Below are 16,974 nucleotides of genomic sequence, written 5' to 3'. Positions count from 1 at the left end.
TGCGCGGGCGTGTCGCGGCCGTGCCCGTCAGTCGGCGGCCCAGGCGGTGACGAGTCCCGACAGGGCTTTCGTGGCGGTGCGGGCGTCACGGCCGTCGCCCCGGGCGTCGGGAGCGAGCTCCACGTGCACGAACGTCGTGTGTCGCTGCTGCGCGGAGCGGCCCTGGACGTTCGTGGTGCCTTCCAGCGGGCACCGGGCCGACCAGCCCCGGCAGACCCGCAGGCCGTCGGCCTCCATACGGTCGGCCAGGGCGGTGGTCTCGCCGAGCGCGTTCTGCGCGACCCCGGTGGAGAGCACCGCGTCGTAGGGACGGTCCGACGACTCGGCGAAGCCGTGCAGTTGTACGCCGGGCACGCTGCGCTTCTGGAGTTCCACGACGATGGTGTGGAAGGCGCTGTCCTCGCGGTGGGCGACGTCCGCGGCCCCCTTGGCGCCTGCGCGGCGGTGGGCGCCCGCCAGAACCAGTGATCCGCCGGGGGTGCCTTCCAGCAGGTGTACGCCGAGCAGTTCGGTGTCCCGGTCGGAGACGGGGTGCGGTACCTGGGCGTTCCAGCGGAGCTCGGAGTCCGCGTTCAGATAGAGGCGGCCCCAGCCTTGTGCGGGGCCGGACAGGGGCGCGGCGATCTCGTCGTAGCGACGGCCGGACGCGGTGTCGGTGAGGCGGGTGAGAGTGAACCCGGCCCGGTCCAGCAGCCGTTCGGCCTCCCGCTCGTCGCCGTCCAGGAGCCGCCCGACGCCCTCGGCCAGCCGGGCGCGCGTGGTGCCGTCCGGCGGGGTGTAGTCGTCGTCAGGTCCCAGCCCGTCGGTGTACGCGAGGATCCGGCTGCGCAGGTCGACCAACTCCCTAGGAAGCGGAGGGGAGTTGTCCGCTGTGCCGTCCGCCTCCGCGTCGCAGCCGGCCAAGGTCGCCGCCAGAACCAGGGACGCGCATATCCGTATGAAACGTGACTGTCTCGTAATGGTGATTCCTGTGTTTGTTGTGGTTCACATGTGAATATAGCGATGTGACGCCCCGTAAACCTTTCCGGGTAGCCCGTGTGGCCGCTCTCACCGTGGCCATGGCCCTGACCGCCGCGTGCGGCTCCGAACCCGCGACGCCGGCTGCCAAGCCGGGAGGGCGCTCGTTCACCGTCGCCGCGGCGGGTGACGTGCTTGTCCACCCCGAACTGGTCGAGCAGGCCGCGAAGGACGCCGAGGCGACCGGGAAGGGTGAGGCCGGGCTGGACTTCGGGCCGTTGCTCGCCGGGGTGAAACCAGTCATCAGCAAGGCCGACCTTGCGATCTGTCATATGGAGACCCCGGTCGGGAAGCTGAAGGGCCCCTTCGAGGGATACCCCGAATTCCTCGTTCCACCGCAGATCCTGACGTCGCTCAAGGATGTCGGCTACGACACCTGCTCGACCGCTTCCAACCACACCTACGACCACGGGCTGAGTGGCGTACGACGCACGTTGGACGTCATGGACGAGGTCGGTCTCGGGCACACCGGGTCGGCCCGCTCGCGCGAGGAGGCGGCGAAGACCGTGATCCGCGAGGTCAACGGTGTCAAGGTGGCCCATCTCGCCTTCTCGTGGGAGTCGTTCCTCAACCCGACGCCCGACAAGCAGGGTTGGGCGTTCAACCAGCTCGACACCGACGAGATCAAGAAGGCCGAGGCCCGTGCGCGCAAGCAGGGCGCCGAGGTGGTGATCCTCTCGGTGCACTGGGGACTGGAGCACTACAACGAGCCGAGTGTTCCGCAGCTGCGGCTGGCGGAGCGGCTCACCGAGGAGACGGGCATCGATCTGGTGATCGGGCATCACGCGCACGTGGTGCAGCCGATCCAGAAGGTGAACGGCACCTGGGTCGCGTACGGCCTGGGCAACCAGGTCGCCCGGCACTCCTCGCCCACGGGGCTGACGGAGGAAGGAGTGATCGGGTGGTTCGAGTTCCGCGAGGGCGCCGACGGCTGGGACGTCTCGGCCCGCTATGTCCCGACCTTGGTGGATGTTCCGCCGGAGGTCGAGCCCGGTGAGAAGCTCCCCGCCGACGTGGTCACCGACCACCGGCTGGTGGACGTGCGGCGCGTGGTCGAGGCCCCCGGCGACCTCTCCGAGGAGCGACTCGCCCGCTATCGGCTGGCGGAGGACCGTATCCGCGGGTTCCTCTTCAACCGAGGTGCGCCCGGCGGTGACGGGCTCAAGGAGCTCCCACTGAAGGAGTGATCGGCATCACGCCGCATTTGGGGTTTACGTCTACAACCTAGGCGGCCCTTAGAAGTCTTTTATATGACTGCCCACTGTCGCCCTCGCTTCTGTGCGAGGGCGACATTCATGTGGGCCGTGGGCCTGTCGAGGCCGAAGGGGGAAGGCCACCGGTGACACTTAGTGCCGTGCGTCCCGGTAGAGGGCGCCGACGCATTCGCAGACGGGCGGACATGCCGCTGCTGGGCGGAATCCGTCCGCCGATCGCGCTGCTCTGCCTGCTCGTGCTCGCCCTGGCCGGTCTCACCGCCAAGGTGCTCGGCCCGGCGGGCGACCAGGCGGTACCGGAGGCGGTGCTCTCCTCGCAGCAGCACTACGCGGAGGACGGCGCCATCGCCCTGCGTGCCTCGGTCGACGAGCGGGTCACCGACCTCAACCGCACCGCCAGCGCGTTGAACGCGGGCGAGCCGGTCAAGCCGGAACGGGTCCTGTCCGACCTCGGCCGGACGTACCAGAAGTGGACCGGCACCACCGTGCTGGACCTGGAGAGCGGTGACGTGCTGGCCGCCCGCGGCCAGCCGATCCCGCTTGCCTGGCTGGACAAGGACGTCCTCACCGGGGACCGCGCCCTGACCCCGCGCATGGTGCGGCTGGAGACCGGCGACGTACGCCTGATGACCATGGCGGTCCTCGACTGGAAGGACCAGCCGCAGCAACTGCTGATCGCGTCCAACAGTCTGTCCGTACCGGCCGTCACGCTGGGGCAGTTCCGTTCCATGGCGGTGGTGGCCACCGGCGGGGAGGTCCTCGCCACCGCCGGTTTCGAGCAGTCGGAAGCGCTCAACTCCGACCAGGAACGCAAGGAACTCACCTACCTGCAGAAGCAGATGAGCGCGTTGTCAGCCGAAGCGGCCGACCGCACCGAGGAGAACCCCGTCACCGCCAGGGAACCCGGCTCCCACGGCTACCCGGGAGTCAGCGGAAGCCTGACGGGCGAGAGCTACAACGGCCGGATCGCCACGGCCGGTTATGCCTCGCTGGCCGCCTCGGACCCGGAGGAGAAGCAGAGCGTCGGCGCGGGCCTCGGCCTCACGGTGGTCGCCATGCTGCCCGTGGTCCAGCAGCAGGCCGCCGGAGCGGGCCGGGAGCTGTACGGGCTGATGGCCGCCGGCGCCCTGGTGGTGCTCGGTCTCTTCGCCGCGGCCGTGCTCTGGAGGACCGTGCAACGGCCGCTGCTGGCACTTTTCCTGGAGTCCCGCAGGCTCGCCCGCGGGGATCTGACGAGGCCGGTCGTGGTGCCCCGCTGGGGTGAGACGGCACACCTCGGGTCCGCGTTGGAGCGGCTGCGCGTCCAGCTGGGAGGCGGCGGAGGAGACGAGTCCGCGCCCGGCGGCGGCCGGCGCCGTTTCGGCCTGCGGGTACCGCTCGCGCTGACGGCCGTCCTGCTGCTGCTCTGGTCCGTACCGGTCGGCTGGCTGCTCAACCGCACCGACGACTCCGTCAGCATCCCGGCCTCCATGGTCAACGACCAGCGGGACCGGACCGACCTGGTGGCCGACCGCGTACGCAGGGCGCTCAACGAGGCGCAGGCCGACATGGTCTCCGTCTCCGGCCTGATCGAGACCGGCGCAGACTCCGCCGACGCCACCCGCGAGCTGCTGAAGCAGACCCTGCGCGAGCACACCCGCTACGGCGCGCTGTACCTCGTCGGCAAGGACGGCGACATCATCTCCAGGGTGGGCGACGAACCGAACGCCGACTGGAGCCGTGACAAGGACCTGCCACTGGTCCGGGTGTCCGGAAAGGGCGGCAAGAAGCCCGTCATCCAGACCGGGGCGCCCGTGTCGGGAGAGCAGGGCACGACCCTGGTCGGTGAGGTGCGGGTGGAGTTCCTCAACTCGCTGCTCGCCCGGCCGGGCCTGGGCGAGGTACGGGTCGTCGACAGCAAGGCGGAGACCCTCGCGGGCAGTGACGGCTTCCTGGCCTTCGAGGACCTCCCTGACGACTCACTCACGGACCTGGTCCGGGCCACCGGCGTGCGGGTCGGGGCGGGGCCCGTGGAGAACGGCCTGCTGATCCGCAAGGGGAACGGGGTCACCGTCGCGGCGGCGGCCCCCTTCTCCGGCGGCGGCGTGGCGGCCGATGTCGGCTGGACCGTGGTCAGCTGGCAGAACGCCAAGGGTTTCCAGATCGCGCCCTACCAGCTGGAGGATCGCAGCGTGCTCGCCGGGATGCTCGGGCTGGCGGCGATCGTCATCTGCCTGGGTTGGGTGCACCTCGTCGTGGCCCGCCCGCTGCGCGCCCTCGCGGCCGCCGCCGAGAAGCTGGCGGACGGCGACCTCAAGACCGTGCACTACCCCCGCTACCAGGACGAGGTGGGAGCGGTCGTGCGCAGTCTCGAACTGGTCCGGCAGCAGCTCCAGGCCCGCAAGCAGATCCAGGCACGCCGGCCCGCGGAGTCCGGCCCGACCGTCGGAGGAAGGTGACCCGCTGTGCTCTATCTGTACTTCGTCCTGCTGGTCGGTGCCGTGCTGCTGCTGGTGGCGGGCATCGTCGAACAGCGACGGCACTACGCCGCGCTGCACAGCATCCCCTCGCGGGTGCTCGTCAACGGTATTCGTGGCAAGTCCTCCATCACCCGGTTGTGCGCCGGGGCGCTGCGCGGCGGTGACCTGGTCACGGTGGCGAAGACGACGGGGACGGCCGCCCGCTTCATCCACCCCGACGCCACCGAGGAGCCGGTCTACCGGAAGTTCGGGATCGCCAACGTGGTGGAGCAGATCGGCATCGTCCGCCGGGCCGCCACCTATCGGCCCGACGCGCTCGTCATCGAGTGCATGGCCGTCATGCCGGCGCTCCAGGAGGTCAACCAGAGCAAGCTGATCCGGTCCACGATCGGCGTGCTGTGCAACGTCCGCGAGGACCACCTCGCGGAGATGGGACCGACCCTGGACGACGTGGCGCGCTCGCTGTGCCGCTCGATGCCGGAGGGCGGTATCTGCGTCACCGCGGAGCAGGATCGTTTCCACATCCTTCAGGAGGAGGCGGACGCCCGCGACTGCGAACTGGTCTACGCGGACCCCGCGATGGTCTCCGACGACGAGCTGCGCGGCTTCAGCTGGTTCACCTTCAAGGAGAACGTGGCGATCGCCCTGGTCGTCGCCGACCTCCTCGGCGTGGACCGCGAGATCGCTCTCCAGGGCATGTACGACGCCCCGCCGGACCCCGGCGTCCTTTCCGTGGAGCGCTACCAGGCTCCCGGCGACAAGCGGCTCGCCTTCGCCAACGTCTTCGCGGCGAACGACCCCGAATCGACGCTGATGAACATCAACCAGCTGCTCGATCTCGGCGCGATCCACCGCCCGCTGAACGTCGTGATCAACTGCCGCCCCGACCGGGTGGAGCGCAACGGCCAGATGGGCGAGATCATCCCCGACCTCCAGCCGGACAACGTCTTCGTCATCGGCCACCCGGCCAAGAGCGCCATCGACGCGATCCCCGCCGAGTGGCGCGACCGGGCCGTCGACCTGGGCGGTGAGCGGCGCTCGGCCGAGGAGTTCATGCCCACCCTGCTCGGCCGGCTGGCCGCCGACTCCTCCCTCGTCGCCATCGGGAACATTCACGGCCAGGGTGAGGAACTCCTGGAGTACCTCGCCGAACTCCCGACGGACGAGACGGCCGCCGAGAACCCCGCAGGAAACTCCGCCGACCTGGCCGAGGCCCAGGCCGTCCCGGCCGCACAGCTCGCCCAACCCACCCGGCTTGACCCGTACGCCTCGTACCCCGTGGCGTACGAGGAGCGCTACCAGGCCGAGCAGACGCAGGGCTTCCCGGCGGTACGGCTCCCGGAGGGCGGCCGGGGACACCGGGCCGTGCCCGCCCAGCGGACACACGGCATGCCCGCGTACGGCACGCCCGCGCACCGTACCGGGGCGTACGGCGATCCCGCCGCCGAGCAGTACCCGGGATACGACACGCAGGCCGGCCAGGACGGGTACGACGTGCCGGTCGAGGACGACTGGCCGTATCACATCACGGGTTACGGGCCGGGCGGTGGCGAGAGCCACGACGGAACCGCGTATCCGGCGGCCGACGGTGGTGGACAGCCTCCGCACTCCTGACCGTCACCGCCCACCGGGCGCCGCGCCTCCAGCCGCGGCCCACCCGTCCGATCTCCTGCCTTACGTATCCGTATCCGTATCCGCCCCCGTGTCCGGAGAATCCGTTGACCACCGCCGCCCTGACACCCGAGATGGCCGCCCTGGGCATCGCCATCGGACTGTTCTTCTCGCTGCTGTGCTACCTCACCACCAATCTGTCCCCCGGCGGGATGATCACGCCCGGGTGGCTCGCCCTGACGCTGATCGAGGACGTCCAGCGAGCCGCCATGGTGGTCGGCGTCACCGCGCTGACCTACGCGGGCACCAAGGTCATGCAGCGGCTGGTGATCCTCTACGGCAAGCGGCTGTTCGCCTCGGTGGTCCTGCTCGGCGTACTGCTCCAGTCCACGCTGATGATCGTGCTGTCGCTGGAGTTCCCGCTGATGTACGGGAACCAGACGCTGGGCTTCATCGTGCCCGGCCTGATCGCCTACCAGCTGGTGCGCCAGCCCAAGGGAGCCACTCTGCTGGCGACCGGCACGGTCTCACTGCTGGCGTACATCGTCGTGGCCGCCGGTCTACTGCTCGGCATCATGCCCACCGTCTGAGTGCGCACGTCACACCGTCACACCATCCCGAAAAACCTGGGGGAGAAACATGGCAGGGAAGAAGAAGTCACGGCCGGTCCTCTCCGGCGTGGTGGTGCTGGCGCTCGTCGGGGCGTCCGGCTACCTCACCGTGGAACTACGCCAAAAGGACAAGGAGGGGGTCTCGGAGATCACGAGCGTGGGCGTGCTCGACGGCGCCGGCCGCTCCGCCTCCGACGGCAAGAGCAGCGACAAGAGCAAGGCGAGCTGGTCCCGGCTGGAGAACCCCGCCCGCTCCGTGCTGCGCGGGGACGACGGCCAGGTCAAGGGTGTGTTCACCGACGGAGCACTCACCGCGACGCTGACCGGGCCGGGCCGCACCTTCGCCGAGCCGTCCTCGACCGGCTCGAAGGTCTCCACCACCGACTGGGTACGGCTGATGCCCGAGGCGTGGGAGAAGGGCGCGGAGAAGGAGAAGTGGTTCACGCAGTGGTACGACGAGTACGAGGGCAGCAAGAAGGACGACATCTTCGCCTTCTCCTCCCAGTACGTGGCCGGTGCCCCGGTCAAGAAGGACAAGGAGGGGACCGCCTTCGCCGGTGACGCGAACTTCGGTCCACTGAACACGGCCGGTTCCGAGGGCGGCGACCTGCGCCTCGAACAGTCCGACTTCTACGACTACCTCGGCGTCCCGTACTCGTTCAGGGACGGGGCGACCGGGACACCGGAGGGCGGGCGCGCGCGGTCGGTGGACTGCTCGGGATACATGCGTATGGTGTTCGGCTACCGGGCGCGCTACCCGCTGATGTCGTCGGACCAGTCGGGCGATGGTCTGCCGCGGACCGCCAACGGTATGGCCCGCTCCAAGGAGGGGGCCGACGTGCTGCCGCTGACCGGCATCTCGGCCGACGACCGGCCGGCCAACATCGACCAGCTGCAACCCGGTGACCTGGTCTTCTTCAAGCTGGACACCCGTACCGGCGACCGGCTGGACCACGTGGGCATGGTGCTCGGCTATGACACCGAGGGCCACCTGGTCTTCATCTCCAGCCGCGAGGAGGTCAACGGCCCGACCATCGGTGACATCGGTGGCGCCTCCCGGCTGGACGGCAACGGCTACTACGCGAAGACGCTGCGCAGCGCCAAGCGGCTGTGACCACGCCGGGTGGCCGTGCCGCTCGGCCGCCTACTGGTTGGCGGTCGCCGACGCCTGGGCCTCGCCTCTGCGGCGGATCTGGCGGAACGTGAATTCGGCCAGGTCGTCGCCCGTGGTGAAGACCTTGGCGTCCTTCTGGGTCACGTCCTTGCCGTTGGTGAAGCCGGCGACCGTGAAATAGGCGTAGCGGCCGTACGAGTTCGTTGTCGAGCGGCAGATCGCCGAGCGGCAGAAGACGGGGACGCCCTCACCGGAGAGGGACTGGACGACGCTCTGCTTGTCGGCGTCGGTCTTCGCCCTGAGCGCCTTGGCCTCGTTGTCGAAGACGGCCACACCGACGGTGACGGCCACCCCGTCCTTCGTGTACGTGACGCGCATGAGGCGGGTGCAGTCGTTCTTGGTGAGGACCGAGCCGAGCGTGCCCTGGGCGGCCGACGCGCAGTTCTTCGTGGACGCCAGCGCGCCCTTCTTGTAGACGGTCTCGCCCATCGTCAGCTGGGTGCCCGGGAAGAGGATGTCCGGCGCGAGCGTCGCGGTGTCCTTCTTCACATCGGATATGAAGTCCTTCGGGTCCAGCGGCGGCGGCGCGGAGGTCGCCTCGAAGGACGGGCCGGTCCCGGCGGTGTCCGACGGGATGTCCGCGGAGGCGGGCAGCTCGGAGGCGGGCTTGTTCGAGGACTGCTCCTTGCCGTCCGCCGAGACCATGGCCACCGCGACGGCCGCGCCCACGGCGATGGTGGCCAGGGCGCCGCCGCCGACCAGCATCCACCTGCGACGCCGGTTGCGCGTTTCGGACGCCTCGGCCAGCGCCGCCCAGTCGGGAGACCGACTGCTCCACTGCGGCGGCTGAGAACCCGATCCCCCGGAACCCCACTGGGGTCCCCCCTGCCCAAAGCTCATGGGCCGCATCTTAGACGGGACAAGGGGACGAGGGATCCGCTGGTCCTCTCACCCAGCACTCGAAGCGCTGATGTGTCAAGCCCGAATGAGAGCAAAGGGGGCATCTCAGAGGACTCGGGTACTCTCGGAACCCGGCGAGCGCCTGCCTTCCGGCACGCGTTTTGACCCGTACGGGCCACCGAAGGTATTCTTGCGGTTCGTTATGTGTATTGGCTTGCTCATTCTCACGTGAGGGGCCCTTACACCGGTCCACCGGGCCGATGACCAGCGGCAGGACTCGGTTGCGTCCCGAGGTCCGCCAGGGCTGTCGTACATCGTCCGTGGTGGGCCATTGTCAGGACCCACTCACTGAAGAAGCGAAGGCATGACCGTGCGTACGTTCAGCCCCAAGCCCGGCGACATCACTCGCCAGTGGTACGTCATCGACGCCCAGGATGTCGTCCTGGGTCGTCTGGCGACCACTGCCGCGAACATTCTGCGGGGCAAGCACAAGCCGATTTACGCCCCCCACGTCGACGCTGGTGACTTCGTCATCATCGTCAACGCCGACAAGGTGCACCTCTCGGGCAACAAGCGGACCCAGAAGATGGCGTACCGCCACTCCGGTTACCCGGGTGGTCTGCGCTCCGTCCGTTACGACGAGCTGCTGTCGAAGAACCCCGAGAAGGCCGTCGAGAAGGCCATCCGGGGCATGATCCCCAAGAACACCCTGGGCCGTCAGGTGCTCTCGAAGCTGAAGATCTACTCGGGCGACCAGCACCCGCACGCTGCCCAGCAGCCGGTGCCGTTCGAGATCACCCAGGTCGCGCAGTAGTTCCGGCCACCACCCCCCTAAGACTGAACAGAATCTGAGGAGAATCGTGGCCGAGACCACCGTTGAGCAGCCGGTCGAAGAGACCGAGGCTGTCGACATCGAGAGCTACACCACCGAGTCCGAGGCCCCCGTCGTCGAGGGCGAGTACACCTCGGAGTCGCTCGCGGACCGCTTCGGCGACCCGCAGCCGGCCGCCGGCCTGGGCCGTCGCAAGGAAGCCATCGCCCGCGTCCGGATCGTTCCGGGCACCGGCAAGTGGAAGATCAACGGTCGCACCCTTGAGGAGTACTTCCCCAACAAGGTGCACCAGCAGGAAGTCAACGAGCCCTTCAAGGTGCTTGAGCTCGACGACCGCTACGACGTCGTCGCCCGCATCACGGGTGGCGGAGTCTCCGGTCAGGCCGGAGCCCTGCGCCTCGGCGTGGCCCGCGCTCTGAACGAGGCGGACCTGGACAACAACCGCGCCGCCCTGAAGAAGGCCGGCTTCCTCAAGCGCGACGACCGTGCGGTCGAGCGCAAGAAGGCCGGTCTCAAGAAGGCCCGTAAGGCCCCGCAGTACAGCAAGCGCTAAATCCCGCTCGCTGTTTGCACGAATCGCCCCGGCGGCACGTTCTGTGCCGCCGGGGCGTTCGTTTATCACGATCTGTGGCACAACCTGTGTCACCGCTCGTTGGTCAGAAGCTGTGGGGCACCCGGTAGGGCACGTGTCGCGCGCCGCGGTCGGGTGTCGCAGCCGCGTGCCGCGGCCTTTCGGCCACAGCCTTGGAACAGGCGTGGGAGATATACAGGCCCGGGGGATATACCTGACGTGTGCCGGGCGGCCGGGGCGGGACCTTCGGCCGAGCCGCACATCGTGGCGCGCGTTGTGTCGCACATCATGGCGCGCGTTGTGGCGCGCGCTGTGTCGCGCGTTGTGGCGCACGTGTATTGCACGTGTGTCGCACATTCTGATCAAGACTGATCGAGCCTGAGCAAGTTCGGAGGACACCAGTGGGACGACTCTTCGGGACGGACGGCGTACGTGGTGTCGCCAACGCGGATCTGACGGCAGAGCTCACGCTCGGCCTCTCCGTGGCGGCGGCGCACGTACTGGCCGAAGCGGGAACCTTCGAAGGCCACCGGCCGACGGCGGTGGTCGGACGGGACCCGCGTGCGTCCGGGGAGTTCCTGGAGGCCGCCGTTATCGCGGGCCTCGCCAGCGCCGGTGTGGACGTGCTGCTCGTCGGCGTCCTGCCGACCCCCGCGGTGGCGTATCTCACGGGCGCCCTCGGCGCCGACCTCGGTGTGATGCTCTCCGCGAGTCACAACGCCATGCCGGACAACGGCGTCAAGTTCTTCGCCCGCGGCGGGCACAAGCTCGCCGACGAGCTGGAGGACCGGATCGAGTCCGTCTACGAGGACCACCGCACCGGCGCTCCCTGGGACCGGCCGACCGGCTCCGGCGTCGGACGCGTCCGCTCGTACGAGGAGGGCTTCGAGAAGTACGTGGCCCATCTCCTCGCCGCCGTTCCGAACCGGCTGGACGGTCTGAAGGTCGTCCTCGACGAGGCGCACGGCGCTGCCGCACGGGTCTCGCCCGAGGTCTTCACGCGCGCGGGCGCCGAGATCGTCACGATCGGCGCCGAGCCCGACGGGCTGAACATCAACGACGGCTGCGGCTCCACCCACCTCGGTCTGCTGAAGGCCGCCGTCATCGAGCACGGCGCCGATCTCGGCATCGCGCACGACGGTGACGCGGACCGGTGCCTCGCCGTGGACCACACCGGTGCGGAGGTCGACGGGGACCAGATCCTGGCCGTGCTCGCGCTCGCCATGCGGGAGCGGTCCGAGCTGCGGTCCGACACCGTCGTCGCCACGGTCATGTCGAACCTCGGGTTCAAGCTGGCCATGGAGCGTGAAGGGGTGTCCCTCGTGCAGACCGGGGTCGGTGACCGGTATGTGCTGGAGGAGATGAAGAGCCACGACTACGCGCTCGGCGGTGAGCAGTCGGGGCACGTGATCATCCTGGATCACGCGACCACGGGTGACGGGACGTTGACCGGGCTGCTGCTCGCGGCTCGGGTCGCGCAGACGGGGCGTACGCTGCGGGACCTCGCGTCCGTGATGGAGCGGTTGCCGCAGGTGCTGATCAATGTGCCTGATGTCGATCGGTCGCGGGTGTCCACGTCCGCGGAGCTTGCTTCCGCCGTGGCCGAGGCCGAGCGGGAGCTTGGCGCCACTGGGCGGGTGCTTCTGCGGCCGTCCGGTACTGAGCCGCTGGTGCGGGTCATGGTTGAGGCGGCTGATATTGATCAGGCTCGGGCTGTTGCGGGGCGGCTTGCTGATGCGGTGAAGTCCGCGTTGGGGTGAACCAGGGGGGTTTGTTCCGGCTCCGGTTTCGGTTTCGGCCCCGGGTACGGTTTCGGTCCTGGGTATGGAGTGGGGCGGGGGGTCGTTGCGGGGTGCGGGTGCGTTGAGGCTGGTCGCGCCGTTCCCCGCGCCCCTGAAGGGCGCAAAGATTGCGCCGTTCCCCGCGCCCCTGAAAAAACAAGGACTGCGCCGTTCCCCGCGCCCCTAAGGGGTGCGGGGCTTCTTTTTTGACCAGAGGTGTCTTTGGGTCAGGAGGGTGAGGGTGCCTGCCAGGATGATGCCTGCCAGGTTCAGGAGGAGTTGGTTCGTGGAGCCGGCGGTCTGGGACATGTCTCCGTAGCTGAGGGCGACTGCCGCGTTGGCGGCGGCCGGGACCGTGGTGACGGAGATGGCCACGCCCACCAGGAGGCCCGACTTGGCCGAGGTCAGGGAGAGTGTGCCGGCGATGCCCGCGAGGACCGCCACGACGAACGAGAACGCGTCGGGGGCGTAGACGAAGGCCGTGTTGGGCCGGTCGCCCTCCAGCATGCCCTCGGTGAACAGGCCCAGGCCGTCCATCAGCAGACTGAAGAGCACGGTGACGGCCATCGCCACGGCGAAGCCCACCAGCAGAGCGATGAGTGAGCGCAGGGCCAGGCGCGGCCGGCGTCGGACCACGGCCGTGCTGAAACCCGCCAGCGGGCCGAACTCCGGGCCCACCGCCATCGCGCCCACGATCAGGATCGCGTTGTCGAGGACGACACCGCAGGCCGCGATCATCGTGGCGAGCGTGATGAAGGCCAGGTAGGTGACCGAGAGCGTCGACTCCTCGTGTGTGGCCTCTGCCAGGTGCTCCCACAGGACCGCGTCGGCGCCCTCGCCGGGGGCGTCGTCCTCCGCCTTGTCGGCGCGCCGCGACAGCGACAGGTCGATGTCCTCGACGGCGATCGAACCGTCCGTGTCGATCTTCAGCTCGCACAGTCCGCCGATCAGTTCGTCGCCCGCCTCGCGTGCCACGTCGACCATCACGAGGTCGCCGACGGGGTTGCGGGCGGCGCCCGGCACGACCGCCAGATGGGTCGTGCCGACGGTCCTCTCGATCAGGCGGATCACCGCCTCGGTCCGGTCGGACGGGGTGATCAGGCGCAGGTGCAGCATGGGGGCAGGGTAGCCGCAGCGGATGGCGGGCCTGGCGGCGGTCAGAGCTTGCGCAGGCTGAGCTTCTGAACCTTGTGGTCCGGGCCCTTGCGGACCACCAGGGTGGCTCGGCCCCGGGTGGGGGCCACGTTCTCCAGGAGGTTGACCTTGTTGACGGTCTGCCAGGTCGTACGGGCGTAGTCGAGGGCCTCCTCCTCGGAGACCTGGGTGTACTTGCGGAAGTACGAGGACGGGTTCTGGAACGCCGTCTCGCGCAGCCGGCGGAAGCGGTTCAGGTACCAGCGCTCGACGTCCTCGGCCCGCGCGTCCACGTACACGCTGAAGTCGAAGTAGTCGGCGAGGCCGACGCGGGTGCGGCCGTCCTTGCCGGGCAGGGCGGGCTGCAGGACGTTCAGGCCCTCGACGATCAGGATGTCCGGGCGGCGGACGGTGAGCCGCTCGTCCGGGACGATGTCGTAGATGAGGTGGGAGTAGACCGGGGCCGTCACCTCGTCCTTGCCCGCCTTGATGTCGGCGACGAACCGGGTCAGCGCCCGGCGGTCGTACGACTCCGGGAACCCCTTGCGGGACATCAGACCGCGGGCCCGCAGTTCCTTCGTGGGCAGCAGGAAACCGTCGGTGGTGACCCGCTCGACGCGCGGGTGCTCCGGCCAGCGGGACAGCAGCGCCTGGAGGAGGCGGGCGACGGTGGACTTGCCGACGGCGACCGAGCCCGCCACGCCTATCACGAACGGCGTACCTGACTGCGACCCTTTCTCCCCCAGGAAGGTGTTCAGGGCGCCGCGCAGGCCGTCGGTCGCGCCCACGTAGAGGTTGAGGAGCCGGGACAGCGGCAGATAGATGTCCCGTACCTCGTCGAGGTCGATGACATCGCCGAGACCGCGCAGTCTCTCCACCTCCTCGGCGGTCAGCGGAAGAGGCGTCTTCTCACGCAGCGCGCTCCACTGTGCGCGGGTGAGGTCGACGTAGGGAGTCGCCTCCGGCCTGGGCCGGTGGGCGCTCCGCGGCAGCGAGGAGACCGATGAGATCACAGTCCATTGTTACGGGAGTTTGAACGAAGCGTCGGGTGGAGTCCGTCACGCCGGGCCTGTGTTCGGGCGCGTCCGACCCCTGGACCGTCGGGGCGTACGGGCATAGCGTGCCGCCCACCCGGGAGCGAGCCGCCTTCCGGGACGCCGGTGGTGGGGATGGTCGTCATGACCGTACGTTTCCGAGTGCGTGGTCTGGTGGGTGCGAGAGCCGGGCGCCGAGGCCGACCCGGGCCGGCCGACGTGGCGGGCCAGGTGTGCAGTGAACTGGCGCTCGATCTGCCGGACGAGGACCTGGGGGAGTACCTCTACGACTGCATCGACCTCTACCGGATGGGCAGCAAGCCGCGCTGCGAGGAGGTCGAGTACCTGGGGATGGTGCAGGACGCGATCGACCGTATCGAGCGCGGGGAGTACGGGGAGTAGTAGCCGGCTCACGGCTCGGGAATTTTCCGCTATCGGGCACGCGGTGCCCCGGTGGGGCGCCAGTCGGCCCCTAGGCTGCCGTCATGTGCGGAATCGTGGGATACGTGGGGTCGCAGTCGGCGCTCGATGTGGTGGTCGCCGGACTGAAGCGGCTGGAGTACCGGGGGTACGACTCGGCGGGCATCGCGGTGCTCGCGGACGGCGGGATGGCCGCGGCGAAGAAGGCCGGCAAGCTCGCCAACCTGGAGAAGGAGCTGGTAGAGCGGCCGTTGCCGGCGGGTTCGACGGGGATCGGGCACACGCGCTGGGCCACGCACGGCGGACCGACGGACGCGAACGCGCATCCGCATCTCGACAACGCGGGGCGGGTCGCGGTCGTCCACAACGGCATCATCGAGAACTTCGCCGCCCTGCGGGACGAACTCGCCGAGCGCGGCCACCTCCTCACCTCCGAGACGGACACCGAGGTCGTCGCTCATCTGCTCGCCGAGGAGTTCTCCGCGTGCGCCGATCTCGCCGAGTCCATGCGGTTGGTGTGCCGGCGGCTCGAAGGGGCCTTCACGCTGGTGGCCGCGCACGCCGACGAGCCGGACGTGGTGGTCGGCGCCCGGCGCAACTCGCCCCTCGTCGTGGGCGTCGGGGAGGGCGAGGCCTTCCTCGCCTCGGACGTCGCCGCGTTCATCGCGCACACGCGGTCCGCGATCGAGTTGGGGCAGGACCAGGTGGTCGAGTTGCGGCGCGACGGGGTGCACGTCACCGGGTTCGACGGGTCACCGGCCGAGACCCGTTCGTACCACGTCGACTGGGACGTGTCCGCCGCCGAGAAGGGCGGCTACGACTACTTCATGCTCAAGGAGATCGCCGAGCAGCCGAAGGCCGTCGCCGACACGCTGCTGGGCCGGATCGACGCGAGCGGTTCGCTGACGCTCGACGAGGTGCGGATCGCGCCCGGGGCGCTGCGGGAGGTCGACAAGGTCGTGGTGGTGGCCTGCGGGACCGCCTTCCACGCCGGGCTCATCGCCAAGTACGCCATCGAGCACTGGACCAGGATCCCGTGCGAGGTGGAGCTGGCGAGCGAGTTCCGTTACCGGGACCCGATCCTGGACCAGCAGACGCTGGTGATCGCCATCTCGCAGTCCGGGGAGACCATGGACACGCTGATGGCGCTGCGGCACGCGCGGGAGCAGGGGGCGAAGGTGCTGGCCGTCTGCAACACGAACGGCTCGACGATCCCGCGCGAGTCGGACGCCGTCCTCTATACGCACGCGGGGCCGGAGGTGGCGGTCGCCTCGACGAAGGCGTTCCTGACGCAGCTCGTGGCCTGTTACCTGGTCGCCCTGTACCTGGGGCAGGTGCGCGGCACGAAGTGGGGCGACGAGATCCGGGCGGTCGTACGCGACCTGTCCCGGATCTCGGAGGACGTCGAACGAGTCCTGGAGACGATGGAGCCGGTACGGGAACTCGCGCGGTCGTTGGCCGACAAGAACACCGTGCTGTTCCTGGGCCGGCACGTGGGTTATCCGGTCGCCCTGGAGGGCGCGCTGAAGCTCAAAGAGCTCGCGTACATGCATGCCGAGGGCTTCGCGGCGGGTGAGCTGAAGCACGGGCCGATCGCCCTGATCGAGGACGACCTGCCGGTGGTCGTGGTGGTGCCGTCGCCACGGGGGCGTTCGGTGCTGCACGACAAGATCGTCTCCAACATCCAGGAGATCCGGGCGCGGGGGGCGCGGACGATCGTGATCGCGGAGGAGGGGGACGAGACGGTGGTTCCGTACGCGGACCACCTGATCCGGATCCCGGTCACGCCTGTGCTGCTGCAGCCGCTGGTGGCCACCGTCCCGCTGCAGGTGTTCGCCTGTGAACTGGCCACCGCTCGCGGCAACGAGGTGGATCAGCCGCGCAACTTGGCGAAGTCCGTGACGGTGGAGTAGGGCGCCTTTTTGAGGGCGCCGAGGAAGGTGGTGAAGCCTTCGGCGGTGAAGGCGAGGGTGCCTTGGGTGGGGGTCTTCGAGTCGCGTACGGAGACCTGGGAGCGCGAGTTCGCGATCTCTACGCAGTCGTTCCCGTCGTCGCCGTCGGAGTAGGACGACTTGCGCCAGTTGCCGGGGGTGGTCATGTGTCCTTCAGGGCGTTGACGAAAGCGGTGAAGGTCTCGGCTGGGAAAGTGAGGGTGCCGTCGGCCGGGACCTTTGAGTCGCGTACGGAGACGTGGGTGCGGGAGTTTGCTATCTCTACGCATTCGTTGCCGTCGTCGGGGCCTGAGTAAGACGACTTCCGCCAGTTGTCCATGGGGT

16 protein-coding genes are annotated in these 16,974 nt (G+C 69.2%); 10 read left to right on the top strand and 6 right to left on the bottom strand.

Annotated features, from left to right (window positions below; genetic code table 11):
• Positions 1–27 precede the first annotated feature (27 nt).
• Positions 28–903: a hypothetical protein gene (locus ACIOKD_RS16175; protein ID WP_402083731.1), complete on the bottom strand. Its 876-nt coding sequence runs from the start codon at positions 901–903 to the stop codon at positions 28–30.
• Positions 904–1,058: 155 nt separating this feature from the next.
• Here ACIOKD_RS16175 and ACIOKD_RS16170 point away from each other — a divergent pair, with 155 nt between their 5' ends.
• The 5 genes from ACIOKD_RS16170 (at position 1,059) to ACIOKD_RS16150 (ending at position 8,026) form a co-directional block, all read left to right on the top strand.
• Complete coding sequence (locus ACIOKD_RS16170) at positions 1,059–2,204, top strand: CapA family protein (protein WP_402084328.1); 1,146 nt, start codon at positions 1,059–1,061, stop codon at positions 2,202–2,204.
• Positions 2,205–2,416: 212 nt separating this feature from the next.
• Complete coding sequence (locus ACIOKD_RS16165; protein ID WP_402084325.1) at positions 2,417–4,669, top strand: HAMP domain-containing protein; 2,253 nt, start codon at positions 2,417–2,419, stop codon at positions 4,667–4,669.
• A 6-nt stretch (positions 4,670–4,675) separates the two neighbouring features.
• A complete protein-coding gene (pgsB, locus tag ACIOKD_RS16160; protein ID WP_402083728.1) occupies positions 4,676–6,304 on the top strand; it encodes a poly-gamma-glutamate synthase PgsB in 1,629 nt (542 codons plus the stop codon).
• A 104-nt stretch (positions 6,305–6,408) separates the two neighbouring features.
• The gene (locus ACIOKD_RS16155; RefSeq protein WP_402083726.1) at positions 6,409–6,891 is read left to right on the top strand and encodes a poly-gamma-glutamate biosynthesis protein PgsC/CapC; all 483 of its coding nucleotides are present in this window, start codon (positions 6,409–6,411) and stop codon (positions 6,889–6,891) included.
• A 49-nt stretch (positions 6,892–6,940) separates the two neighbouring features.
• The gene (locus ACIOKD_RS16150) at positions 6,941–8,026 is read left to right on the top strand and encodes a C40 family peptidase (RefSeq protein WP_402083724.1); all 1,086 of its coding nucleotides are present in this window, start codon (positions 6,941–6,943) and stop codon (positions 8,024–8,026) included.
• A 30-nt stretch (positions 8,027–8,056) separates the two neighbouring features.
• Here ACIOKD_RS16150 and ACIOKD_RS16145 read toward each other — a convergent pair whose 3' ends face one another.
• Positions 8,057–8,926 (bottom strand): hypothetical protein, encoded by an 870-nt coding sequence (locus ACIOKD_RS16145; RefSeq protein WP_402083722.1) that lies wholly within the window; start codon positions 8,924–8,926, stop codon positions 8,057–8,059.
• Positions 8,927–9,296: 370 nt separating this feature from the next.
• Here ACIOKD_RS16145 and rplM point away from each other — a divergent pair, with 370 nt between their 5' ends.
• The 3 genes from rplM to glmM all read left to right on the top strand — a co-directional run bounded on the left by rplM (position 9,297) and on the right by glmM (position 12,089).
• A complete protein-coding gene (rplM, locus tag ACIOKD_RS16140) occupies positions 9,297–9,740 on the top strand; it encodes a 50S ribosomal protein L13 (protein WP_362775375.1) in 444 nt (147 codons plus the stop codon).
• Between the two features lie 46 nt (positions 9,741–9,786).
• Entirely contained in the window at positions 9,787–10,311 is a 525-nt protein-coding gene (gene rpsI, locus ACIOKD_RS16135) for a 30S ribosomal protein S9 (RefSeq protein WP_402083719.1), read from the top strand.
• A 419-nt stretch (positions 10,312–10,730) separates the two neighbouring features.
• The gene (gene glmM / locus ACIOKD_RS16130) at positions 10,731–12,089 is read left to right on the top strand and encodes a phosphoglucosamine mutase (protein WP_402083716.1); all 1,359 of its coding nucleotides are present in this window, start codon (positions 10,731–10,733) and stop codon (positions 12,087–12,089) included.
• A 204-nt stretch (positions 12,090–12,293) separates the two neighbouring features.
• On the opposite strand, the gene ACIOKD_RS16125 is transcribed toward glmM, so the two are convergent.
• The gene (locus tag ACIOKD_RS16125; protein ID WP_402083714.1) at positions 12,294–13,226 is read right to left on the bottom strand and encodes a DUF389 domain-containing protein; all 933 of its coding nucleotides are present in this window, start codon (positions 13,224–13,226) and stop codon (positions 12,294–12,296) included.
• 41 nt (positions 13,227–13,267) lie between these two features.
• Complete coding sequence (gene coaA / locus ACIOKD_RS16120; protein WP_402083712.1) at positions 13,268–14,257, bottom strand: type I pantothenate kinase; 990 nt, start codon at positions 14,255–14,257, stop codon at positions 13,268–13,270.
• A gap of 165 nt (positions 14,258–14,422) precedes the next feature.
• Here coaA and ACIOKD_RS16115 point away from each other — a divergent pair, with 165 nt between their 5' ends.
• Together ACIOKD_RS16115 and glmS are read left to right on the top strand one after the other, a co-directional pair.
• Positions 14,423–14,680 carry a hypothetical protein gene (locus ACIOKD_RS16115; protein WP_402083710.1) on the top strand — a complete coding sequence of 86 codons (258 nt, stop codon included), beginning with the start codon at positions 14,423–14,425 and terminating at the stop codon, positions 14,678–14,680.
• 83 nt (positions 14,681–14,763) lie between these two features.
• Positions 14,764–16,611 carry a glutamine--fructose-6-phosphate transaminase (isomerizing) gene (gene glmS, locus ACIOKD_RS16110; protein ID WP_402083708.1) on the top strand — a complete coding sequence of 616 codons (1,848 nt, stop codon included), beginning with the start codon at positions 14,764–14,766 and terminating at the stop codon, positions 16,609–16,611.
• Here the strand turns inward: glmS and ACIOKD_RS16105 are convergent.
• Positions 16,572–16,796, bottom strand: a complete 225-nt coding sequence (locus tag ACIOKD_RS16105) for a DUF397 domain-containing protein (RefSeq protein WP_402083705.1) — start codon at positions 16,794–16,796, stop codon at positions 16,572–16,574. The genes glmS and ACIOKD_RS16105 overlap by 40 nt on opposite strands.
• Positions 16,793–16,969 carry a DUF397 domain-containing protein gene (locus ACIOKD_RS16100; protein WP_402083702.1) on the bottom strand — a complete coding sequence of 59 codons (177 nt, stop codon included), beginning with the start codon at positions 16,967–16,969 and terminating at the stop codon, positions 16,793–16,795. Before ACIOKD_RS16100 ends, ACIOKD_RS16105 begins: the two co-directional genes overlap by 4 nt.
• Positions 16,970–16,974 lie beyond the last annotated feature (5 nt).

This window comes from Streptomyces sp. NPDC087844, from assembly GCF_044742785.1.
GTDB lineage: Bacteria > Actinomycetota > Actinomycetes > Streptomycetales > Streptomycetaceae > Streptomyces.
The sequence above is the reverse complement of the archived record's forward strand: the minus strand, read 5'-3'. Positions and strand labels throughout refer to the sequence as shown.